The sequence below is a fragment of the Nocardia vulneris genome, from assembly GCF_001613425.1.
Classification (GTDB): domain Bacteria; phylum Actinomycetota; class Actinomycetes; order Mycobacteriales; family Mycobacteriaceae; genus Nocardia; species Nocardia vulneris.
Genome location: NZ_BDCI01000013.1, coordinates 77,038 through 99,702, shown reverse-complemented (window position 1 = coordinate 99,702; position 22,665 = coordinate 77,038). Strand labels below are relative to the sequence as shown.

Here is a 22,665-nt window from a genome sequence, read left to right as displayed (position 1 = left end):
CTTCGGGCTTGCAGAGCGCGTATGTTTCGCAAACTCTAGCTGCTCACGTCACCCGATTGCACTGCAACGAAAGAGGTGGCCCCGACTGAATTTCAGTCGGGGCCACTACTTTTGGTCGGCCGGGATCAGCCCTTGTGGGTCTTGACCGCCTCGGTCAGCTGCGGTGCCACGTTGAACAGGTCGCCGACGATGCCGTAGTCCGCGATCTCGAAGATCGGGGCCTCTTCGTCCTTGTTGACCGCGACGATGGTCTTCGAGGTCTGCATGCCGGCCCGGTGCTGGATGGCACCGGAGATGCCGAGCGCGATGTAGAGCTGCGGCGAGACCGTCTTACCGGTCTGGCCCACCTGGAACTGGCCCGGGTAGTAGCCGGAGTCGACCGCGGCACGCGAGGCGCCGACGGCGGCACCCAGCGAGTCGGCCAGCGCCTCGACCACCGAGAAGTTGTCGGCGGAACCGACACCACGGCCACCGGAGACGACGATGGTCGCCTCGGTGAGCTCCGGACGGTCACCGGCGACGACCGGCTCCCGGGAGGTCACCTTGGTCACGCCGTCTTCCTGCGCGGGCACGTCGACGGTGACCTTCTCACCGGCGCCGGCCTGCGCGGACGCCTCGATGGCGCCCGGGCGCACCGAGATCACCGGCACGTCGCCGGTGGCCTTGGCGTCGACGGTGAACGCGCCACCGAAGATGGAGTGCACGGCGGTGCCGTCGGACTTCACGTCGATCACGTCGACCAGCAGGCCGGAGCCGATGCGCGCGGCGAGGCGGCCCGACACCTCCTTGCCCTCGGCCGAGGCGGCGACGATGACGGCGGCAGGCGAGGCCTGCTCGGTCAGGCCGGCGAGCACGTCGACCTTCGGGGTGACCAGGAAGTTGTCCACGTCGTCGGACTCGGCGATGTAGATCTTCTCGGCGCCCGCCGCGGCCAGCGCGTCGGCCAGCTTCTCGCCGGTGCCCGCGGTGCCCAGCACCACGGCGGCCGGGGTGCCCAGGTTGCGGGCGGCGGTCAGGAGCTCGGTGCTGACCTTCTTGATCGCACCGTCCGCGTGCTCGATGAGCACAAGTACTTCAGCCATTTGTGTTCTCTCCTAAGCAGTCTCGGCGCGAAATCAGATGATCTTCTGACCGACGAGGTACTGGGCGATCTTGGTGCCGCCGTCGCCCTCGTCCGCGATCTTCTCGCCCGCGGTGCGCGGCGGCTTCGGTGTGGCCGCGCTGACCGCGCTGCCGGCGTTCGCGACGCCCACGGTCGACGGGTCGACGCCCAGGTCGGCCAGCGTGAAGGTCTGCACTTCCTTCTTCTTCGCGGCCATGATGCCCTTGAAGGACGGGAAGCGCGGCTCGTTGATCTTCTCGGTGACGCTGACGATCGCCGGGAGGGTGGCCTCCAGCTTGAACACGCCGTCGTCGGTCTCGCGCTCGCCGGTGATCTTGTCACCGTCGACGGTGAGCTTGCGCAGATGCGTCAGCTGCGGCAGGCCCAGGTACTCGGCGATGATGGCCGGCACGGCGCCCGCGCGACCGTCGGTCGCCTCGTTGCCCGCGATGACCAGCTCGACACCCTCGACCTGGCCGAGCGCGCTCGCCAGCACCCACGCGGTCTGCACGGCGTCGGAGCCGTGGATCGCCGGGTCGTTGATGTGGATGGCCTTGTCGGCGCCCATGGACAGCGCCTTGCGGATGGCCTCGGTCGCGCGATCGGGACCGGCGGCCAGCACGGTGACCTCACCGCCCTGAGCTTCCTTGATCAGCAGCGCTTCTTCGACGGCGCGCTCGTTGATCTCGTCGAGGACGGCGTCGGCGGCTTCGCGATCGAGGGTGAAGTCACCATCGGTCAGCTTGCGCTCGGACCAGGTGTCGGGAACCTGCTTGATGAGTACGACGATGTTCGGCATCGGTCTTCGTCGACCTCCTGTTCTGGTTACACGTGTGGGTGGTCGCACGAGCGGGGAGCCGTACGTCCGTGTGAGTAGCTCGGGCGTGACATTACCCTACGCTAAGTTACTCATGGGTAACTTATCCTCTTCTCTCTCACAACACCAGCCCCGGCGATATGGTGCGCCGGTCCGGGAGGCGGGTGCGAGTGTCTCGCAACTAGACGTACCAGTAACGTGCGAATGATGAGCGAGGCTGTGATCCCTGCCGCAGTGGACGAAACTTCCGGCACGAACAACGCCGAACCGCTGCCGTTGACCGGCGAGCGGACCGTGCCCGGCATTGCCGAGGAGAACTACTGGTTCCGCAGGCACGAGATCGCCTACGCCGAACTGCTGCCCCGCTGCGCCGGAAAAACCGTGCTGGAGGCCGGATCCGGCGAAGGCTACGGGGCCGACATGATCGCCGGCGTCGCCACCAAGGTCACCGGCGTCGACTACGACACGGGCGCGGTCGAGCACGTGCGCACGCGGTATCCGCGCGTCGAGATGATCCAGGGCAATCTCGCCGCACTGCCGCTCGCCGACGCCTCGGTCGACGTGGTGGTGAATTTCCAAGTGATCGAACACCTCTGGGATCAAGCCCAATTCCTCCGGGAATGCCTGCGGGTGCTGCGACCCGGCGGCGAACTGCTGATCAGCACGCCCAACCGGATCACCTTCTCGCCCGGACGCGATACCCCGCTCAACCCGTTCCACACCCGTGAACTGAACGCCGCCGAACTCACCGAGCTGCTGGTCGAGGCCGGGTTCGAGGTCGCCGAGCTGACCGGCGTGCACCACGGCCCGAGCCTGAAAGCGTTGGACGCCAAGCACGGTGGCTCGTTCATCGACGCCCAGATCGAGCGCGCGCTGGCCGGCGAACCGTGGCCGGCCGAGCTGACCGCCGACGTCGCCGCCGTCACCATCGATGACTTCGTGCTGATCGCCGACGACATCGACGCGAGCCTCGACCTGGTCGCCATCGCGGTGAAGCCTTGACCGGGGCGGTACCCGGCCAGTTCACCCTGGTGCTGCACTCGCACCTGCCCTGGCTCGCGCACCACGGCCGCTGGCCGGTCGGCGAGGAATGGCTGTACCAATCCTGGGCCGCCTCTTACCTTCCCGTTGCCGAAGTACTGAGAACCCTTGCCGCCGAGGGGCGTTCGCACCTGCTCAGCCTGGGCATCACGCCGGTGCTCGCCGCACAGCTGGACGACCCGCACTGCCTCGCGGGCATGCACCACTGGCTCGGCAACTGGCAGCTGCGCGCCGACGAGGCCGCGATGGCGGGCAACCGCGCACTCGGTGGGCACGAACATCGTTTGGCCACAGCGGCTCTCGCGGATTTCGAAACACACTGGCGGCACGGCGCGGCGCCGGTCTGGCGCGACCTCATCGACGCCGACGCCATCGAACTGCTGGGCGGACCGCTCGCGCACCCGTTCCAGCCGCTGCTCGACCCGCGGCTGCGTCAGTTCCAGCTCAGCGAGGGCCTCGGCGACGCCCGGCATCGCTGGGGCCACACCCCCACCGGGATCTGGGCGCCCGAATGCGGTTACACCCCCGGCATGGAAGCGGGCTACGCCGCCGCCGGTGTGACGCATTTCATGGTCGACGGACCCGCCCTGCGCGGCGACACCACCCTGGGGCGGCCGGTACGCGAGTCCGACGTGGTCGCGTTCGGTCGCGATCTGCACGTCAGCTACCGGGTGTGGTCGCCGAAGTCCGGCTATCCCGGGCAGAGCGCCTACCGTGACTTTCATCACTACGACCACGCGACGGGCCTCAAGCCCGCGCGGGTCACCGGTAAGACGGTGGCCGGTCCGGACAAGGCGCCCTACGACCCGGAGCTCGCGGCCGCGGCGGTGGTGCGCGATGTGGATGATTTCGTCCAGACGGTGCGCGAGCGACTGATCGGCGAATCCGAGCGGATCGGCCGGCCCGCGTTGGTGGTGGCCGCGTTCGACACCGAATTGTTCGGCCACTGGTGGCACGAGGGCCCGCAGTGGTTGGCCCAGGTGTTGCGGGCGCTGCCCGCAGCGGGCATCACCGTCGGCACGCTCGCTGACGCCCGGGAGCGCGGATTCGTCGGTGCGCCTGTGCCTTTGGCGGATTCGTCGTGGGGTTCCGGCAAGGACTGGCGGGTCTGGGCCGGTGACCAGGTGCGCGACCTGGTGGACCTCAACGACGACATCGTGCGGCTCGCCCTCGACACCATCGACAAGATGCGGGCCGCCGATGACGGCCGCGGGCTCCGCGACAACGTTGCCGACCAGTTGCTTCGCGAGGCGATCCTCACCGTGTCCAGCGACTGGGCCTTCATGGTCAGCAAGGACTCCGCCGCGGGTTACGCGCGCGACCGCGCCCACCGGCACGCGCACGCCGTGCGGGAGATCGCGGCCGCCGTCGGCGCGGGCCAAGTCGCCAAAGCACGCCAGTTGGCGGCAGGATGGGGGGCGGCTGACGGACTGTTCCCCGGTGTGGACGCCCGGCGGCTCGCGAGCGCCGGAACCGGAACACACGTCGCAGTGCCTGCCCAGCACGCCGCCGCCGCAGGATCGGGCCCCGTTGAACGGTCCACCGCAGAAGGACATGCATGAAGATTTTGATGGTGTCGTGGGAGTACCCGCCGGTCGTGGTCGGCGGGTTGGGCAGGCATGTGCACCACCTGGCGACCGAACTGGCCAAGGCGGGCCACGAAGTGGTCGTGCTCGCGCGCAGGCCGTCCGGCACCGACTCCTCGACCCATCCGACCCACTCCTTCATCGCCGAGGGGGTGCTGGTCGTGGCCGTCGCGGAGGATCCGCCGGTGTTCGACTTCGGCGAGGACATGCTGGCCTGGACGCTGGCGATGGGCCACGCGATGGTGCGCGCGGGTATCGCGCTCGGCAAACCGGGCATCGGTGACGGCTGGGCGCCCGACGTGGTGCACGCGCACGACTGGCTGGTCGCGCACCCGGGGATCGCGCTGGCCGAGTACTACGACGTGCCGCTGGTCTCGACCATCCACGCCACCGAGGCGGGCAGGCACAGCGGCTGGGTCGCGGGCAAGGTCAACCGGCAGGTGCATTCGGTCGAGTGGTGGCTGGCCAACGAATCCGACGCGCTGATCACCTGCTCGACCTCCATGCAGGACGAGGTGGAACGGCTCTACGGACCCGAGCGGGTGCCGATGACCGTGATCCGCAACGGAATCGACGTAGGCGCCTGGACCTTTCGGCCGCGCTCGCCGCGTACCGGGCCGCCGCGGCTGCTGTACGTCGGCCGCCTCGAATACGAGAAGGGCGTGCAGGACGCGATCGCCGCGCTGCCGCGGATCCGGCGCGCGCACCCCGGCACCACGCTCACCATCGCCGGAGTCGGCACCCAGTTCGAGTGGCTGCGCGAACGCGCCCGGGTGCACCGGGTGGCCCGCGCGGTCACCTTCGCCGGCCAACTCGACCACACCGAACTCCTCGGCTGGCTGCACGGCGCCGACGCCATCGTGCTGCCGAGCCGGTACGAGCCGTTCGGCATCGTCGCGCTCGAAGCCGCCGCCGCGGGCACCCCGCTGATCACCTCCACCGCGGGCGGGCTCGGCGAAGCCGTGATCGACGGCGTCACCGGCGCCTCGTTCGAACCGGCCGACGTCGACGGCCTGGTCGAGGCGGCCCGCGCCACCCTCGACGATCCGGCCGCCGCCCAGGACCGCGCCTACGCCGCCCGCGAACGCCTCACCGCCGACTTCGCCTGGGACGTGGTCGCCGCCGAAACCGCCCAGGTCTACCACGCCGCCAAACGCCGCGTCCGCAACCCCCTGGGCCGCCCCACCATCATCGAACGCCCCCTCCCCGAACGAGACCCGAAGTAGTCGCCAGTTCGGTCCGCAGCAATGCCGCGCGCTTTTTTGCGTCACGCGCGCGTGTTCGTCGGCTGACACGCGCGCGGCACGTCAATAGGTACGCGGGAGCGTTATCCACAGCGCGAGGCTGTCCACAGGTACCTGTTTTCGGAGCTGGTCCGAGGGGCGGAGCGGGCACGATGGGCGAATGGGCACCGTACCGATCCAGCGCAGTGAGGCGCTGGCAGAAGGATTCAGCGACCACGAGTTGCGGAGATTGACCACTCGTTGCGGCTGGCACCGGATACGACCCGGCTCCTATCTGCCACCGCAGGTGTACGAGACGTTGGACCGGCAGCAGCGGTACCGCGCCTTCGTCCACGCAGCGGCAGCACACCTGTCCGCACCTGCGGTCCTCAGCCATCAGTCCGCAGCGGTGGTCCAGGATCTGCCGTTGTGGGGATTGGCGCTCGATCGCGTGCACGTCACTCGGCACCGAGCGGGCGGTGGCCGACGCCGCAAACATCTCCATGTGCACTGTGCGCCGTTCGAAGAGGCGGATGTTGTTTCGATCGGCGCGTTACGCGCATTCACACCGGCACGCACCGTCGCCGATATCGCACGTACCGCCGCGTTTCACGCTGTCGTGGCCGTCGGCGATGCGGCAGTACGCCGTTTCCAGTTGTCGCACGAAACCCTCTGTCAGGCACTGTCTTACGCAGAAGGCAGGCCTGGCTTCCGCGTCGCCGCACGAGCGATCGGACTACTCGACGGGCGCAGCGAAAGCGTCGGCGAATCCCGCAGCCGCGTCGTCCTCGCCGACCTGGATCTGCCAACCCCGGAGTTACAGAGCACGATCCTGGACACGTCCGGTCGATTCGTCGCGCGCGTCGACTTCTGCTTCGAGCAACTGGGCATCATCGGCGAATTCGACGGCAAACTGAAGTACGACGGGAGCCTGACAGAACCAGCGACCACCGTCTACGAGGAGAAACTCCGCGAAGACAACCTACGCGACCTCGGCTGGGAAGTCGTCCGCTGGACCTGGCCGGACCTCGACACCACAGCGAACCTGGCGGACCGCTTCCGCCGCGCCGTCGCACGGGCAGCGCACCGCCCGCGTCCCACAGGGCGCATCGTGCGAATGCCGCGCACCTTTTAGCGCCGCGCGCACCAATTCGTCGACGAAAAGGTGCGCGGCACGCGAAAAAGTGCGCGGCAGAAGGTCAGCGCTCGGGCTCGAAGGTGAAGAGTTCGCCGATGCGGGTGGCTACCAGGACTTCGCCCTTGGGGCCGATGGAGGTGCCGGTGGTGCTGCCCTGGGCGCCGGGCAGGACATCGGAGTCGATGGTGGCGCCGGTCTTGGTGTCGAAGGTGATCAGGTTGAGGCCGTCGCCGATCGCGGCGGTGGTGTAGCCGGTGCCGCCCGCGGTCTGCACCGGGGTGCCGCGCAAGGCGAGATCCTTACGCTCCCAGACAATTTCCGCGGCATCACCGGTGTCACGGAGGGCGAGCAGGTAGCCGTCGTCGCCGGCGGGGATGATCAGGCCGTCGTCGGACACCGAAAAGCCGCCCTGCGGAGCCCATTCCAGCTGGTGCACCCACTTGGTGCGGCCGTCGGTGGTGTCCACCGCGATCAGCCGCTTGCTGTTGTCGCCGACGTAGAGCGTCTTGCCGTCGCTGGACAGCACCGGGCTGGTGCCGCTGCCGCCGGAGAGCAGCTCGGCGCTCCACTCCTGCTGAATCTTGTTGTCCGCGTAGCGCAGTGCGACCAAGGCCGCGGCGGGCTGCCCCGGCTTCCAGACCGTCACGAAGAAGCGGCCGCTCGCGGCGTCGACGGCGGAGATGTTCGCGACCGGGCACTGCGGACCGCCGGTGCGGCAGTCGTCGAGCCCCTGCCCGGCCGCCGGACGGGTCAGATTCGGATACTCCAGGAAGTCCGGCTCACCGAGCAACTGGGTGGTCGGGACGGTCCGCTCGCCGGTCTGCCGGGACAGCACATCGACCTGGCCGGACTGCGTGACGACCAACAGCCTTCCGTCGCCGGTGAATTGCGTCGAGACCGGGGTGCCGCCGATCGGCGTCCGCCAGCGCGGCTGCCCGAGATAGTTGTAGGAGTTGACCGCGTCGTCGTCGCCGACATAGACGTTGGTCGTGCCGTCGACCACGCTCGGCGCCGAGATCGCGCTCGGGCCCAGTTTGCTGCAGAAGCGCTTGCGGCCGGTGGCCATCTGGCCCGAGAAGAGCATGCAGTCACGCGAGAGCGTGGTCAGGAAGAACTGCCCGTCGGGACCGATGGTGACCGGCTGGGCGATCGGCCCGCCGATCGGGCGCGACCAGCTCAGCGCGATCTTCTTGGCGCCGGTAACCGGACTGGTGCCCGCGTTACGACCGTCGTGGAAGGCGGCGGGCCAGCCCTTGCCGGGCCCGACCGTGATGTCGTCGACGTCGGTGCCGCAGCCGGTCAAGGCCAGCGCGCTGAGCGCGGCCAGCGACGCGGCCAGCCGCACCCGCGACGGTCGCCACCGGGAACTGGCCAGTATGCCGCCGCTACGCACCTGCTGCACTCCTGTCGTCGTTTCCGCTCGGACGAGACTAAAGGGTGTCGACCCACCGTCGGCGCAGCAACCCGGTTTCGGGTGTACGCGTGTGGATTCCGGGACGCCGCCCCCGGCGTCGGAGCCACTGTACGGGAGCCGCACCCGCACGTCCGTCAAGTGGTGCGGTTCCGGGGCGGGTGGCCTGCGGATGGACTGCGTCCGACCACGCCAACTAGGCTCTACCCCGTCGCCGCCCGGGCGCGCGACCAGTCGTTGGACCAGGACAGGAGAGCCGTACGTGACGAGCATGTGGGGCGCGCCGTTGCGCTCGCGCTGGCGTGGATCGCGCCGCCGGGATCCGCAGCAGGCCCGTTTTCTGACGGTGGCCTCGCTGCGCTGGGTGCTCGCCAACCGGGCGTACACGCCCTGGTATCTGGTGCGCTACTACCGGCTGCTCAAGTTCCGCCTGGCCAACCCGCATATCGTGCTGCGCGGCATGGTCTTCCTCGGCAAGCGGGTGGAGGTGCACGCGACGCCCGAGCTGGGCCGGATGGAGATCGGCCGCTGGGTGCACATCGGTGACGGCAACGCCATCCGCTGCCACGAGGGTTCGCTGCGCATCGGCGACAAGGTGGTGTTCGGCAAGGACAACGTCGTCAACACCTACCTCGATATCGAGATCGGCGAATCCACCCTGGTCGCCGACTGGTGCTACATCTGCGATTTCGACCACAAGATGGACGAAATCACGCTTCCGATCAAGGACCAGGGCATCGTGAAGAGCCCGGTGCGCATCGGCCCCGACACCTGGATCGCCGCGAAGGTCACCGTGCTGCGCGAAACCCGGGTCGGCCGCGGCTGTGTGCTCGGCGCGCACGCTGTGGTGAAAGGCGAGATCCCCGACTACAGCATCGCCGTCGGCGCCCCCGCGAAGGTGGTCAAGAACCGCAAGGCGGCTTGGGAGGCCGGCGCCGAAGAGCGCGCCAAGTATCTCGCCGCGCTAGAGGACATCGAGCGCAAGAAGAACGGCGCCACCACAACGGCTTAGTCGCTGCGGCCCGCAGTACTCGGTAGCGTCTGCGGTATGCACACCTACGCCGCGCTGTTGCGGGGGATCGCGCCGAGCGGGAAGAACATGAGCAACGACAAGTTGCGCGGCGTGTTCGAAGGGCTCGGGTTCGACAAGGTCGCTTCGGTGCTGGCCAGCGGCAACATCGTGTTCCGCAGCACCGACACCGATATCGTCGAGCTGGAAGACCGGATCCAGCAGGCGCTGAATCGGGAACTCGGGATTCCGGGCGGCACCATCATCCGCAGCCACACCGAACTGCGCGCGCTGCTCGACAGCGACCCGTTCCCCGGACTGACCCACGGACGTGGCACCTATCTGGTGGCGACCTTCCTCAAGGACGGGGCGAAGGCGCCGGGCAAGCTGCCGGACCAGCCCGATCCGCTGACCCGCATCGTCGGCTACGACAAGCCGTGCCGCACCTTTCTCGCCGTCGTCGACAACAGCGAACCGGGCAAGACCCCGGACTTCATGAGCTGGCTGGACAAGACCTACGGCAAGGACATCACCACGCGTACCTGGCTGACGGTGCAGCGCGTGGTCAAGAAGATGGAGGCGTAGCCGCGACGGCCGTGCACAGGAATGCGGTGGGGGTGCGGCCTATTCGGGTGACGACCAACGTAAAGGGTCGGCTTCCTTGGGGTTTGAGGGTGCGGCGGAGTTTGTCGGGGTCGACGTCGACGCCGCGGACCAGGATCTCGAGGGGGCCGCAGTCGTGGCCGCGCAGTGCGGCGCGCAGGGTCTTCTCGCGGTAGTCGAGGCGCTCGACGATGCGGAAGCCGCGGGTGCCCGGCGGGACGGTGTCGCCGGTGAGATAGGCGATGCGCGGATCCAGTTGCCAGAGGCCGTGTTTCGCGGCGTAGTGCCGCACCAGGCCGGCCCGGACCACCGCGCCGTCGGGATCGATGAGCCACGCGCCGGGCGCCTGCTCGGGAATTTCGTCGGGGTCCGCGTCGGTGAGGGTGAAAGATGTTCCGGCCGAGGACAGTACGGTCGCGCGACGACAGATCGCGGGATCGGTGAGACCACGCGACCACAGACACGCCTCGCGGACCGCGCCGTCGAGCGAGGTGACCTCGATCTCGCCGGACCAGTCGAGCCGGTCGAAATCCAGTCCGGGCGCACACTTCACGACCAGATCGCGCTCGGGGTAGGCGGCGAGCAGGTCGGGCAGCGGCGGTTGCAGCTTCGCGGGATCATGGGTGCGCTTGCCGTCGGCCCGCCGCGCCGGGTCCGCGACCACGACGGCGTCCCGGCTCACCGGCACCAGCGCATCCGCCTTGGCCAGCAACACATTTCGGGATTCTGCGAGATTGTGTGCGGCCATCGCCAGCCGCACGTCGTCCAGGTCGCTGCCGAGCACCGCGGGACACGCGCGCGCCAGTTCGGCCAGTTCGGCCCCGATCGAACAGGTCACGTCGTGCACGGCGCGCCCGGCCAGGCGGGCGGCCCGATGCCGGGCGACCAGCGTCGGCGTCGCCTGCTGCAGGGCGTCGTCGGTGAGCAACCACGCCCCCGCGCCGGCGAGCTTGACGGCCGCCTTGCGCCGCAGCCGCACCGTCTCCACGAGCGCGCCCGCCCACGTGCCGTGCTCGCGCCGCACCCGTTCCAGATCGCGCAGCAGCGCGGCCGGGGTCAGCTCCAGCCGGTCCACCTCGGACAGCGCGGCACTACCCGCCGAGCTGCCGAGGAAGGCGACATCCGGACGACCGAAGCCGTAACCCACTACTTGGCGGCGGAGTGCGGCTTCACGCCGGTGATCATCGCGTTGTAGAAGAACTGGCGGGGCACCACACGACGCATCACGTTCTCGTCCAGCCAGCTCAGCCGCAGCCACGCCTTGTACATGGCCATCCGGTAGCCCATGGTGAGCTTCTCGTCCGGCACGGCCGCCTCGAAGGTGCGCACCGGCCAGCCCCACAGCGCCGCCGCGAACTCCTCGGTGGTCGCCTTGACCTCGATCGCACCGGCCGAGCGCGCCATGCCCTCCAGGTCGCTCGGATCGAACGTGTGCAGGTCGACGACCGCCTCGAGCGCCGCGGCCCGCGAGGACTCGTCGAGCTCGGTCTGCGGACGCCGCCACCCGGCCAGCTGCGGCAGCTTGGTGACGGTGGTGGTGGCCTTCCAGGTGATCCGGCCGAGCCAGCGCGCGTAGAAGTTGCCCGCGGTGGTCGGCTCGCCGGCGAACACGAAGCGCCCGCCCGGCTTGAGCACGCGCAGGCATTCCTTCAGCGCCAGTTCGACATCCGGGATGTGGTGCAGCACCGCGTGCCCGCACACCAGGTCGAAGGTGTCGTCCTCGTACGGGATGGTTTCGGCGTCGGCGACCCGGCCGTCCACGTCGAGGCCGAGGTTCTGCGCGTTGCGCAGCGCGACCTTCACCATGCCCGGCGACAGGTCGGTGACCGAACCGGACTTGGCCACGCCACCCTGCATCAGGTTCAGCAGGAAGAAACCGGTACCGCAGCCCAGCTCGAGGGCGCGCTCGTACGGCAGCGGGGCGGGGCCGACGGCCGCGTCGAACCGGCCACGGGCATATTCGATGCAGCGCTCGTCATAGGAGATCGACCATTTGTCGTCGTAGGTCTCGGCTTCCCAGTCGTGGTAGAGGACCTGGGCGAGCTTCGTATCCTTGCGCGCTGCTTCGACCTCGGCCTCGGTGGCGTGCGGGTTCGGCGCGGGGTCGTCAGGGCGTACCGTCATGGCAGCCAAGCCTACCCAAGGTCAACCGATGATCTTGCCGTCGGCCCACCCAACAGGACGCCCGCCGGACCGGCGGCCGGACAGCAACCTGTTCCGATCAGGCGATCTTCCGGAAACCCCTGTTCAGCACGCCCGCGACGACGAGCCGCTGCACGCCTCAGCGCCCGACGAACGCGGCCGCTCCGGGACCGTTCGCCAGGTAGGACTCGGTGCCGATCCGGCGGTCCTCGGTCGTGAACAGATCAGACCATTCGGTCTGTGCGCGATCCAGTCCGTGCGGGCCCGCCTCGAACACCGCCTTGGCCGCGGCGAGCGCCCGGGCCGGGGCCGCGGTGAACTGCTGGGCCCAGCGCAACGCGGCCGTGTACACGTCGTCGGGCGGCACCACCTCGTCGACCAGGCCGAGCGCCAGCGCCTCGGCCGGCTCGACGAACCGGCCGCTGTAGACGAGATCCTTGGCCGGGCCGGGCCCGATCAACAGCGCGAGCCGCCGGATGCCGGCGAGCGGGATCAGCCCCGCCTTGATCTGCGGCAGGCCGAGTTTGACGTTGTCGCCGATGATCCGCCGATCCGCGCCCAGCGCGAGCTCGAGTCCCGCGCCGAGACCGTAGCCGCTGATCGCCGCGACCGTCGGCTGCGGCAGCCGGGCCAGGCAGCCGAGGTGGCCCTGCAGATCCGCGGCCAGCGCCCGCGCCTGAGCTGCGCCCAGTACGGCCAGCTCGGCCAGATCGTCGCCCGCCGAGAACACCCGCTCGTCGCCGTAGACCATGACCGCGGCCACCGTCGGGTCGGCCGCGACCGCGTCGGCCGCCTCGGAAAGTTCGCGCGCCAGCTGCAGGTTCAGCAGGTTCAACGGCGGGCGGTCGATCCGGAGGACGGCCACGCGGCGCGCGGCATCACCCTCCGGCAGCTCCAGGGTCACGAATTCGGCCATGGGAGCAGACGCTACCGGGTGCCCGGTCGCGGCCTCACTTGCGGACGGATCCCTTGAGCTTGCTCGGATCCGGCAGATCGGTCAGGTAGCGCCCGTTGTCCGGGAACCTCAGCACCCGCCGCCCGTCCTGTTCCACCAGCTCCGGCATGATCGGCTCGATCACCGGTTCGGCGGCGAGAATCGCTGCGGTGGAGCCGAATTCGCTGAGTCCCTGCAACTGCGACCAGGTGGGCGGCAGCAGGATGTCGGTGCCCGCCCGCCACCGCCGCAGCGCCTCGGCCGCGGTACGCCAATTCACCTCCGCCGCTTCGGAGGTGGCGCCGTCGGCCAACTGCCCGGCGGGCAGCACCGCGACGAAGAAACGGGTGTCGTAGCGGCGCGGCTCGACCACCGGCGTGATCCAATTCGCCCAGGGCCGAAGCAGATCCGCGCGCAGCACCAGGTTCTCCGCGGCGAGGAAACCGGCCAGCGACAGCTCGCGCCGTTCCAGCCGGCCGCGCGCCGCGCGGTAGCCGGTGGTGTCGGAGACCACCGTGTCGGCGGTCGGACCGGCGAGCAGTACCCCGCATTCCTCGAAGGTCTCCCGCACCGCGGCGCAGACCAGCGCCTTGGCCCGCGATTCGGTGGTCGCGAATCGCTCGGCCCACCACGCGGGTTCGGGCCCGGCCCAGGCGATATCGGCGGTGCCGTCGGTGGGATCGACGCCGCCGCCGGGGAACACGGTCATCCCGGCCGCGAACGCCATCGCGCCGACCCGGCGCTGCAGGAAGATCTCGGGCCCGGCGGCGCTGTCGCGCACCAGCAGCACCGTCGACGCATCCTTGACCGGCGGGGCAACCTGAGAGCCGGCCGCGGTATTTGTCTCACTCACCCCTGCACAGTAACCCGCGCGCGGTACGCGCTGTCACGGGTAGGTGCGGTCAGCGGGTGCGATGCTTTCCGGCCCGGCGGGCGCGCCGGGCGAAGTAGCGGCCGTCCACCTGGTCGAGCGCGATCGACTGACGGAACGCGTCGCTGAGGTTCTCCGAGGTGAGCACGTCGGTGAGCAAACCCTGCGCGATCACCTCGCCCTCGTTGAGCAGCAGGCCGTGGGTGAAGCCGGGCGGGATCTCCTCGACATGGTGGGTGACCAGCACGATGGCCGGTGCATCCGGATCGGCGGCCAGATCGCCGAGCCGTTCCACCAGTTCCTCGCGGCCGCCCAGGTCCAGGCCCGCGGCGGGCTCGTCGAGCAACAGCAGCTCCGGATCGGTCATCAGGGCGCGGGCGATGAGCACCCGCTTGCGCTCCCCTTCGGACAGGGTGCCGTAGGTGCGATCGGAAAGGTGTTCGGCGCCCAGGCTTTCCAGCATGTCGACGGCGCGGTCGGTGTCGACGTCGTCGTAGCGTTCCCGCCAGCGGCCGAGCACGGCGTAGCCCGCCGACACCACCAGATCGCTGACCTTCTCCTCGCGCGGCACCCGGCCGGCCACGGCCGCGGAGGACAGGCCGATCCGCGGGCGCAGTTCGCTGATGTCGACCTTGCCGAGCACTTCGCCGAGCAGATGCGCCACGCCGGAGGTGGGATGCAGCTCGGCGGCCGCCATGCGCAGCAGCGAGGTCTTGCCCGCGCCGTTGGGGCCGAGCACGACCCAGCGTTCGTCGAGCTCGACCTGCCAGGTCACCGGGCCGACGAGCGTGTGGCCCGAACGACGAACAGTGACGTCGGTGAAATCGATGAGCAGATCCGGATCCGGTTGTGGCACGCGGTCCATCTTGGCCCACCCATGGGATCACTGGCCAACGCGGGCGGGGGTGCGTGGCGCGTGTCGCCGGGTCAGCGTTTGCGGCCGAGCGCGAAGAGACCGCGTAGCCGCTGGTCGTCGTCGTGCTCGGCCCCGGGATGCCGCTCGTTCCGCTCGGGCGACTTGTGTAGCAGTCGCGCCACGAGGAAGGCCAGTGGAACCGACAGCAGCACCCAGACGGCGAGAATCACCAGCAGCGTCGTCATAGCTGGTCCATCCCTTCGGTCGACAAAGCCGCGTTGCCTTGGGTCTTCGAGCCTCCGCTCGGCAGGCCCGGCGAGATAGAGCACAACGTCCTCGAGTGATACCCCGATTCGGCCCGCCCGAAGCCTCTTCGGCCCTCGCGACTGTTCCGGACGGTCACCCGGCTTGCGCCGGGACCGCTATCACTGTCATCGAGCCGGGCGCCACTTCCGTGAACCCGGCGTCGCGCACGGCCACTGCCGACCCGTGTGCGACCGCATCCGCCAACACTTTCCATTGTCGCGCGTCGGCTTCCCGGACGGCACAACGAAATTCTCGTTCGGCCCAGCACCGCGCCTGCGCCACGGTCAGCGCACCCGCCAGCAACATGCTGGCATGACCGACCTGCGCGGCGGCCTTGCCGAGCGTCATGCCGAGCGCCGAATTCACCCACAGCACCGGCAGTTCCGCCGGGGCGGGGCCCGGGTCATCGTGCTCGAGGTCGGTGCCACCGATCTGCAACCGCTTGATCCGCGGATCGACCGCGCCGACCGGTCCGGGGACGAACGCGCGCGCCTGCGCCCCGTCGACCTCGGCGGTGACGCCCTCGACCTCGTTCGCGGCGAGCCACTGGGCGCCGCGGGCTCGCCTGCTCACCTTGCGGATGCGCGAGCGCTTCCAGGCCAGGTAGCGCTCGGCCCACTCGCCGCCGGGGCCGACCCGTTCATCCAGGCACAACGCCACCGACGCGGTGGCGGCCGCGGCGAGCAGCGCGCTGCGCGGCGGCGGGTCCTGTTTGGGCAGGTGCAGCACGATCTGCATGGCCTGCACCAGGGCCGGATCGTCCGGGTCGCCCGCGCCGCCGTAGCCCGCCGCCAGCTCCGCGTGCCGGACGCGGAAGCCTGCCTCGTCGAATTCGGCTGCCCGCCCCGGACTTTCGTGTTCGTCCCGGATTCCGGCCGCGCATTCCGGGATGCTCGACATCACTCCACCTTGATCGTCAGCGAAAACGTCTGTGCGGGTGCGATTCCCTGCTCCCACGGGCGCATGTAGTCCATCGTGAGCTGAGTGACGCCCGCGCCCTCACCGACGAAGGTCCACTCCGACGTGCCGCCCGCGCCGGGCGCCACCGGCACCGACGGGTCCTGCTTGAACGTCGGCTCGCCTTGCACCCGAGCCACATTCGGGTCCAGGCCGGAAATCTGCCAGGAGAAGCCGGTGGACGGATTGGCGGGCAGGGTCAGCACCAGCGACTGCCCGATGGTGAGCCGACGCTCCTGCCCGTTGGCTTCCTGCGTCGCGTTCAGCACCGAGAACGCGGAGCCGGACGTCGGCGCCGCCGCGGACGTCGGTTTCGCGTCGGCAGCGTCGTCCTTGCCGCATCCGACGACCGACAGCCCGACTAACAGCACCAGCAGAGTCTTGCGCACCGAAAGCTCCGATCGCCTGATGATCATGGTCGGCGTCAGCCTACCGACGACGCCGACCCGAGCGGGACATCGACACCGGCTACCCGGCGCTCAGCCCAGCGGCACGCGCCGGAGCAGTCCGTCCCGGGCGTCGGCGGCCTCCACCTCGTGCCGGGTGACACCGAGGACGTACAGCACCGCGTCCAGGTAGGGATGCGACAGCGCCGCGTCGGCGACCTCGCGCAGCGCGGGCTTGGCATTGAACGCGACACCCAGTCCCGCGGCATTGAGCATGTCGATGTCGTTGGCGCCGTCTCCGACCGCGACGGTCTGTTCCATCGGCACGCCCGCCTCGGCGGCGAACTTGCGCAGCGCGGTCGCCTTGGCGGCCCGGTCGACGATCTCGCCGACCACGCGGCCGGTGAGCTTGCCGCCGATGATCTCCAAGGTGTTCGCCTGCACGAAATCCAGTTCCAGTTCGTGTGCGAGCGGCTCGATCACCTGACGGAACCCGCCCGACACCACACCGCAGCGGAAGCCGAGCCGGCGCAGCGTGCGAATGGTGGTGCGGGCACCGGGCGTCAGCTCGATCCGGTCGGCCACCTCGTCGATCACCGACTCGTCCAGGCCGGCCAGAGTCGCGACGCGCTGGCGCAGCGATTCGGCGAAATCGATCTCGCCCGCCATCGCGGATTCGGTGACCTTGCGAACCTCCTCCTCGACGCCCGCGTGCGCGGCGAGCATCTCGATCACCTCGCCCTGGATCAGCGTCGAGTCGACGTCGAAGACGATGAGGCGCTTGGCCCGCCGGGCCAGGCCGGCCCGCTCGACCGCGACGTCGACCTGTTCGGCCACCGCGATCTCGGCCAGCGCGGTACGCAGTCGGGAGTCGGTGTCGGCCCCGGTATCCGTCGCGGTGACCAGCAATTCCATTCCGGTGACCGGATAGTCGGCGATGCCGCGAATGGTGTCGATGTTCGCGCCGAGCGCGGCGAGCTGTCGCGACACCGCGCTGAACGCGTGCGCGGTGACCGGGGCACCCAGGATCACCACCGCGTGGGTGGACATCGGCTGCCTGCCGATCTCCGCGTCCACCTCGACATCGACGTGCATGCCGACGGTGTTCATCGCTTCTTCGAGCTCGTCCTGCAGGGACTCGGCGTCACCCGGGCAGGTGACCAGCACGCCGAGCGTCAGCCGGCCGCGGATCACCACCTGCTCGACGTCGAGCAGGTCCACGTGGTGCCGGGACATCGCGGCGAGCAGCACGGACGTCACACCAGGACGGTCGGGTCCGGTGACGGTGACGAGAACGGTGGTGTCGGTCAACTGATGTGCTCCAGGGTCGTGGTGCGCCGTCGCTGTGCTTGACCTCGTTGTCACGTCGCTCCGGGCGATGATGCCCTGCGGTGAGCGCAAGCTCCCGCAGAAACGAGTGTGCACCTGCTGTCACCAGCAGGTGCACACTCGTCGTCGTAATCCTTGTGCCTACTTGGTCGCGACCGCGCCCTCGTGGACATCGTGGGCGTGCTTGCCCGAACCCCAGCCCACGTGCGCCTCGGCCCGCATCCGCTCGACCATGTGCGGGTAGTGCAGCTCGAAGGCGGGACGCTCGGACCGGATCCGCGGCAGCTCGTAGAAGTTGTGCCGCGGCGGCGGGCAGGTGGTGGCCCACTCCAGCGAGTTGCCGTAGCCCCACGGATCGTCCACGGTGACCACCTCGCCGTAGCGGAAGCTCTTGAAGACGTTCCACACGAACGGCAGCATCGAGGCGCCGAGGATGAACGCGCCGATGGTGGAGATCGTGTTCAGCGTGGTGAATCCGTCGCTGGGCAGGTAGTCGGCGTAGCGGCGCGGCATACCTTCGGCGCCCAGCCAGTGCTGGACGAGGAAGGTGGTGTGGAAGCCGACGAAGGTGGTCCAGAAGTGCCACTTGCCGAGGCGCTCGTCCATCATCCGGCCGGTGATCTTCGGGAACCAGAAGTAGATGCCGGCGAAGGTGGCGAACACGATGGTGCCGAAGAGCACGTAGTGGAAGTGCGCGACCACGAAGTACGAGTCGGTGACGTGGAAGTCCAGCGGCGGCGACGCGAGGATGACGCCGGACAGACCGCCGAAGAGGAAGGTCACCAGGAAGCCGATCGACCACAGCATGGGTGTCTCGAAGGTCAGCTGGCCGCGCCACATGGTGCCGATCCAGTTGAAGAACTTCACACCGGTCGGGACGGCGATCAGGAAGGTCATGAACGAGAAGTACGGCAGCAGCACGGCGCCGGTGGCGTACATGTGGTGCGCCCACACCGCGATCGAGAGCGCGGCGATACCCAGCGTCGCGTAGACCAGGGTGGTGTAACCGAAGATCGGCTTACGCGAGAAGACCGGGAAGATCTCGGACACGATGCCGAAGAACGGCAGCGCGATGATGTACACCTCGGGGTGGCCGAAGAACCAGAACAGGTGCTGGTAGAGCAGCACGCCGCCGGTGGCCGGGTCGTAGATGTGGCCGCCGAGGTGCCGGTCGTAGGCCAGGCCGAACAGCGCGGCGGTGAGCAGCGGGAAGGCAAGCAGGACAAGCACGCTGGTGACGGCGATGTTCCAGGTGAAGATCGGCAACCGGAACATGGTCATACCGGGAGCACGCAGGCAGACGACGGTGGTCAGCATGTTGACGCCACCGAGGATCGTGCCCAGACCCGAGACGGCCAGACCGAGGATCCACAGGTCCGCGCCGACGCCCGGCGAGTGCAGGATGTCGGTGAGCGGGGTGTAGGCGGTCCAGCCGAAGTCGGCGGCGCCACCCGGGGTGATGAAGCCCGCGGTCGCCATCGTGCCGCCGAACAGGTACAGCCAGTAGCTGAACGCGTTCAGGCGCGGGAAGGCGACGTCGGGGGCGCCGATCTGCAGCGGCAGCACGATGTTCGCGAAGCCGAACACGATCGCGGTCGCGTAGAACAGCAGCATGATCGTGCCGTGCATGGTGAACAGCTGGTTGAACTGCTCGGGCGAGAGGAACTGCAGACCGGGGCGGGCCAGTTCGGCGCGCATCATCAGCGCCATCAGACCACCGATGAGGAAGAAGCTCATCGCGGTCACCAGGTACATGACACCGAGCACCTTGGGGTCGGTGGTGGTGACCATCTTGTAGAGAAAAGAACCCTTCGGCCCGGTCCGTGCCGGATACGGCCGAGTCGCTTCCAACTGCTGGACTGGCTGGGGCTCTACCGCAGTCACTGATCCTCCTGAAGGTGCCTTTAGGTCGCTCCGCAGGCTCCGCTGCTTGCATCCATCCCCGGGTCGGAACAGACGACAGTTCGCTTGCGCTTCTGGAATCGTAAACCGTGCTGCCGCAGCAATCCGCACGGGTCCTACTCTGTGTCGTATTTCGTTGATGGCCACAGCGCTGGTCCGGCGGACCGACCACTCCGCACAACACGCTACCGATGAGTCAGCCGCGCGGCGACCGTCTCTATGGCAGACACTGTTCCACCCCAGGCCAGGAGACCAGCCATGACCGTTCCGAACCAGCCCGCACCCGGCGATCCCTGCTGGGTCGAGCTCTACACCTCCGATCCCGAGCGCAGCATCGCGTTCTACCGCGAACTCTTCGGCTGGACCGTGGATCGCGCGCCCGCCGAGTTCGGCGGCTACCTCACCTTCCGCAAGAACGGCCTGGCCGTCGCGGGCGGGATGGGCCGGATGGCAGGCGACGACAGCCCGGAACAGTGGACCGTCTATCTCGCCAGCCCGGACGCCGCGGCGACAGAGAAGAAGGCGGTCGCGCAGGGGGCCACGGTCGTCGTGCCGACGATGGCGATCGGCGATATCGGTCATATGGCGGTGCTCGGCGATATCGGCGGCGCGGGCGTCGGCATCTGGCAGGCAGGCACTTTCGGCGGCATCGAGACCGCCGCGCTGGTCACCGGCGGGCAGTGGAGCGACCACGACGGCGTGCCCGCCTGGTTCGAACTGCAGACCCGCGACTACGACGCCGCGCTGGACTTCTATCGCACGACCTTCGACTGGCGGGACCCGTTCACCATCGCGGACGGACCCGAATACCGCTACACCACCATTCACGCACAGAGCCCGATGCTCGGCGGCGTGCTGGACGCCGCGGCTTTCCTGCCCGAGGGCGCGCCCGCGAGCTGGACCGTGTACTTCGGCACCGCGGACGTGGACGAGGCGGTCGCCAAGGTGGTCGAGCTCGGCGGATCGGTGCTGTCCGCGGCCCAGGACGCCGAGTTCGGCCGGATGGCGACGGTCACCGACGCCACCGGCGCCCGGTTCAACCTCGGCGGCAACAAGACCGAGTAACCACACAGCGGCCCGGAATCCCCTGCCGCGCAGTGTGATTCCGGGCGGCGCGGACGGCCTGCGACGGCCCGCGAAAAGCCGATACCGGCGCAAACGCAGGGTCGGACGAGGCCTGCCGGGTGCGGCGCGCGGCGCGCGGCGGCGGTGACCTCTCCCCCGCCGGACCGGTCGGCGCATGTACCCTCACCCGCATGCCGCTGAGCGCCTTCGTTCGTACCCGAAACCGCACAGCTACTCCCGGATCCGGCAGCGCCCGTGTGGCGCGGCGCCGGCTGGCCGCCGTCGTCGCGCTCGCCGCCACCGTCGTCGCGGCGGGGTGCAGCAAGACCGACGACGCGAGCACCATCGTGCGCACCACGACCAATATCGCGGGGGCGGGCGTGGTGGGGCTGGAACGCGACACCACGCGCGCGTGCCCGCTGCCGAGCGCACCCGACCCGGCCAACGGCAGCACCCGCACGGTGACCCACGCCGCGGGCGTCTCGGAGGTGCCCGCCGACCCGAAGCGCATCGTCGTGCTGACCACCTCCGCCCTGGACGCGACCTGCGCGGTCGGCCTGTGGGAACGCGTGGTCGGCGCGGTGACCATCGACGGACCGAGCCCGCAGCCGGCCTATCTCGGCACCGGTGTGCTGAAGATTCCCGGCGTCGGCACCGCGGCCCAGCCGAACCCGGCCCTGATCGCCGAGCAGCATCCGGACCTCATCATCGGCGACATCCCCACGGCCACCGCGAGTTTCGACGCCTTGCAGGCGATCGCGCCCACCGTGCTGGTCGGCGCGAACAACAGCTGGCAGGCCGAATTCACCGCGCTCGCAGCCGGTTTGGGCCGCAAAGCGGCCGCCGACGCCGCGCTCGAGGACTATCGCACCGCGGCGGCCGACACCGGCAACATGCTCAGCTCCGGCCAGACGCAGGCCTCGGTGCTCCGATTCACCGGTGATACCAACCAGGTTCAGGGCAGTAACAGTTTCGCGGGCCAGATCCTCGCCGACGCGGGTGTGCAGCGGCCACAGGCCCAGCGCGGCACCACCTTCGACGTGCGGCCCGACGAGTTCGCCGGCAAGCTCGAGGGCGATCTGATCTATGTGCTGCTGGCCGGCGCGGACGGGAAGAAGCACGGCGAGCAGGTGCTGCGCTCGGATGCCTTCAAGGATCTCGGCGCCTCGACCGACAAGCGGGTCTTCGCGGTCGAGGACACCGTCTGGCACGGCAACGGTCTCACCGCCGCGCGGGCGCTGCTCACCGATCTGACCGGCACCCTGAACGGGTTCGTCACCGACTGACCGCGGCGGTACCAGATACCGCGGTACCCCCTGGGGTGAAAAACGCACACCCTGGGAGGGACAGCGTCCAGCGCTTGGGTTGCTGTCGAAGTTCGCCCTCGTGGCCGAGATTTAGAGGCAAGCAAGAAACCTCTTCTCCGAGACTTCGAGGGACGGACATCATGTACACGCTGACCGCATCGCAGACCGACAACCTCCGCCTGCTGCCGCTCGCGCGGCCCGTCGCCGTGGTCGATCCGAACGCGGTCGTGGCGTCCACCCCCGACTGCGCCCTCACCTACGCCGAGCTGGACCGCTGGTCCAACCGCCTGGGCCGGCTGCTGCTCGGGCTCGGCGCCGGTCTCGACACCCGCGTCGCGATCGCGATCGACGACGAGATCGAGTCGGTGGTCGCCGAGCGCGCCACGGTGAAGATCGGCGGCATCCCGGTCCCGGCCACCGGCGACGCCTCGTTCGCCCTCGGCACCACGGTCGGGGTCACCACCAAGGCCCGCCGCGGCGAACTCACCGACGCGATCGACTGGCTGGTGCTCGACGACCGCTCGACCCTGCAGCGCTATCTCGCGGGCTCCGACGCCCCGCTCACCCCCGCCGACCACCCGCTCGCGGCCTGAGCTGCGACAGGCGCGTCCGACGTCGTTCGGGCGCGCCTGTCGCGTGTCCGGGTACCGCATGTCGGCAAACACCCATCGGTGCACACG

The 22,665-nt window shown here is 69.3% G+C and carries 22 protein-coding genes; 9 read left to right on the top strand and 13 right to left on the bottom strand.

Annotation, left to right across the window (positions count from 1 at the left end):
* Positions 1 to 125 precede the first annotated feature (125 nt).
* The gene (locus NVU01S_RS15735; RefSeq protein WP_014987253.1) at positions 126 to 1,082 is read right to left on the bottom strand and encodes an electron transfer flavoprotein subunit alpha/FixB family protein; all 957 of its coding nucleotides are present in this window, start codon (positions 1,080 to 1,082) and stop codon (positions 126 to 128) included.
* A gap of 33 nt (positions 1,083 to 1,115) precedes the next feature.
* Complete coding sequence (locus NVU01S_RS15730; RefSeq protein WP_014987252.1) at positions 1,116 to 1,901, bottom strand: electron transfer flavoprotein subunit beta/FixA family protein; 786 nt, start codon at positions 1,899 to 1,901, stop codon at positions 1,116 to 1,118.
* A 222-nt stretch (positions 1,902 to 2,123) separates the two neighbouring features.
* Here NVU01S_RS15730 and NVU01S_RS15725 point away from each other — a divergent pair, with 222 nt between their 5' ends.
* The 4 genes from NVU01S_RS15725 (at position 2,124) to NVU01S_RS15710 (ending at position 6,904) form a co-directional block, all read left to right on the top strand.
* A complete protein-coding gene (locus tag NVU01S_RS15725; protein ID WP_156161681.1) occupies positions 2,124 to 2,921 on the top strand; it encodes a class I SAM-dependent methyltransferase in 798 nt (265 codons plus the stop codon).
* Positions 2,918 to 4,522 carry a 1,4-alpha-glucan branching protein domain-containing protein gene (locus NVU01S_RS15720; RefSeq protein ID WP_043673846.1) on the top strand — a complete coding sequence of 535 codons (1,605 nt, stop codon included), beginning with the start codon at positions 2,918 to 2,920 and terminating at the stop codon, positions 4,520 to 4,522. Before NVU01S_RS15725 ends, NVU01S_RS15720 begins: the two co-directional genes overlap by 4 nt.
* Positions 4,519 to 5,772 carry a glycosyltransferase family 4 protein gene (locus tag NVU01S_RS15715; RefSeq protein WP_029898366.1) on the top strand — a complete coding sequence of 418 codons (1,254 nt, stop codon included), beginning with the start codon at positions 4,519 to 4,521 and terminating at the stop codon, positions 5,770 to 5,772. The genes NVU01S_RS15720 and NVU01S_RS15715 overlap by 4 nt, the downstream gene beginning before the upstream one ends.
* A 178-nt stretch (positions 5,773 to 5,950) precedes the next feature.
* Positions 5,951 to 6,904, top strand: coding sequence for a hypothetical protein (locus tag NVU01S_RS15710; protein ID WP_043673848.1), 954 nt, complete (start codon positions 5,951 to 5,953; stop codon positions 6,902 to 6,904).
* A 64-nt stretch (positions 6,905 to 6,968) separates the two neighbouring features.
* On the opposite strand, the gene NVU01S_RS15705 is transcribed toward NVU01S_RS15710, so the two are convergent.
* A complete protein-coding gene (locus tag NVU01S_RS15705) occupies positions 6,969 to 8,300 on the bottom strand; it encodes an outer membrane protein assembly factor BamB family protein (RefSeq protein ID WP_244467331.1) in 1,332 nt (443 codons plus the stop codon).
* A 280-nt stretch (positions 8,301 to 8,580) separates the two neighbouring features.
* On the opposite strand from NVU01S_RS15705, the gene NVU01S_RS15700 reads away from it, so the two are divergent.
* Both NVU01S_RS15700 and NVU01S_RS15695 read left to right on the top strand, forming a co-directional pair.
* Positions 8,581 to 9,330: an acyltransferase gene (locus NVU01S_RS15700; RefSeq protein WP_043673851.1), complete on the top strand. Its 750-nt coding sequence runs from the start codon at positions 8,581 to 8,583 to the stop codon at positions 9,328 to 9,330.
* Between the two features lie 36 nt (positions 9,331 to 9,366).
* Positions 9,367 to 9,912, top strand: coding sequence for a DUF1697 domain-containing protein (locus NVU01S_RS15695; protein ID WP_043673854.1), 546 nt, complete (start codon positions 9,367 to 9,369; stop codon positions 9,910 to 9,912).
* On the opposite strand, the gene NVU01S_RS15690 is transcribed toward NVU01S_RS15695, so the two are convergent.
* From NVU01S_RS15690 to ctaD, 10 genes are all read right to left on the bottom strand, one after another.
* Complete coding sequence (locus NVU01S_RS15690; protein ID WP_043673856.1) at positions 9,893 to 11,077, bottom strand: class I SAM-dependent methyltransferase; 1,185 nt, start codon at positions 11,075 to 11,077, stop codon at positions 9,893 to 9,895. The genes NVU01S_RS15695 and NVU01S_RS15690 overlap by 20 nt on opposite strands.
* Positions 11,077 to 12,054 carry a class I SAM-dependent methyltransferase gene (locus NVU01S_RS15685; protein WP_014987243.1) on the bottom strand — a complete coding sequence of 326 codons (978 nt, stop codon included), beginning with the start codon at positions 12,052 to 12,054 and terminating at the stop codon, positions 11,077 to 11,079. Before NVU01S_RS15685 ends, NVU01S_RS15690 begins: the two co-directional genes overlap by 1 nt.
* Before the next feature lie 157 nt (positions 12,055 to 12,211).
* On the bottom strand, positions 12,212 to 12,988 hold the full coding sequence (locus tag NVU01S_RS15680; RefSeq protein WP_043673862.1) for an enoyl-CoA hydratase-related protein: 777 nt from the start codon (positions 12,986 to 12,988) through the stop codon (positions 12,212 to 12,214).
* 34 nt (positions 12,989 to 13,022) lie between these two features.
* The gene (locus NVU01S_RS15675; RefSeq protein ID WP_043673866.1) at positions 13,023 to 13,859 is read right to left on the bottom strand and encodes an NUDIX hydrolase; all 837 of its coding nucleotides are present in this window, start codon (positions 13,857 to 13,859) and stop codon (positions 13,023 to 13,025) included.
* 49 nt (positions 13,860 to 13,908) lie between these two features.
* A complete protein-coding gene (locus tag NVU01S_RS15670; RefSeq protein WP_014987240.1) occupies positions 13,909 to 14,742 on the bottom strand; it encodes an ABC transporter ATP-binding protein in 834 nt (277 codons plus the stop codon).
* 62 nt (positions 14,743 to 14,804) lie between these two features.
* A complete protein-coding gene (locus NVU01S_RS43380) occupies positions 14,805 to 14,978 on the bottom strand; it encodes a hypothetical protein (RefSeq protein ID WP_156161682.1) in 174 nt (57 codons plus the stop codon).
* Between the two features lie 154 nt (positions 14,979 to 15,132).
* Positions 15,133 to 15,939 (bottom strand): aminoacyl-tRNA hydrolase, encoded by an 807-nt coding sequence (locus tag NVU01S_RS15665; RefSeq protein ID WP_043673879.1) that lies wholly within the window; start codon positions 15,937 to 15,939, stop codon positions 15,133 to 15,135.
* Positions 15,939 to 16,412, bottom strand: coding sequence for a protease inhibitor I42 family protein (locus NVU01S_RS15660; RefSeq protein WP_052280814.1), 474 nt, complete (start codon positions 16,410 to 16,412; stop codon positions 15,939 to 15,941). Before NVU01S_RS15660 ends, NVU01S_RS15665 begins: the two co-directional genes overlap by 1 nt.
* A 63-nt stretch (positions 16,413 to 16,475) precedes the next feature.
* Positions 16,476 to 17,693 carry a phosphoserine phosphatase SerB gene (serB, locus tag NVU01S_RS15655; protein ID WP_043673886.1) on the bottom strand — a complete coding sequence of 406 codons (1,218 nt, stop codon included), beginning with the start codon at positions 17,691 to 17,693 and terminating at the stop codon, positions 16,476 to 16,478.
* A 159-nt stretch (positions 17,694 to 17,852) separates the two neighbouring features.
* Entirely contained in the window at positions 17,853 to 19,595 is a 1,743-nt protein-coding gene (gene ctaD / locus NVU01S_RS15650) for an aa3-type cytochrome oxidase subunit I (protein WP_029898337.1), read from the bottom strand.
* Positions 19,596 to 19,871: 276 nt separating this feature from the next.
* Between ctaD and NVU01S_RS15645 the strand changes: the two genes are divergently transcribed.
* From NVU01S_RS15645 to NVU01S_RS15635, 3 genes are all read left to right on the top strand, one after another.
* The gene (locus NVU01S_RS15645; RefSeq protein ID WP_043673898.1) at positions 19,872 to 20,678 is read left to right on the top strand and encodes a VOC family protein; all 807 of its coding nucleotides are present in this window, start codon (positions 19,872 to 19,874) and stop codon (positions 20,676 to 20,678) included.
* Between the two features lie 191 nt (positions 20,679 to 20,869).
* Positions 20,870 to 21,964, top strand: a complete 1,095-nt coding sequence (locus NVU01S_RS15640) for an ABC transporter substrate-binding protein (RefSeq protein ID WP_052280828.1) — start codon at positions 20,870 to 20,872, stop codon at positions 21,962 to 21,964.
* Between the two features lie 161 nt (positions 21,965 to 22,125).
* Positions 22,126 to 22,578 carry an AMP-binding protein gene (locus NVU01S_RS15635; RefSeq protein WP_043673911.1) on the top strand — a complete coding sequence of 151 codons (453 nt, stop codon included), beginning with the start codon at positions 22,126 to 22,128 and terminating at the stop codon, positions 22,576 to 22,578.
* The last annotated feature ends 87 nt before the right edge of the window (positions 22,579 to 22,665 follow it).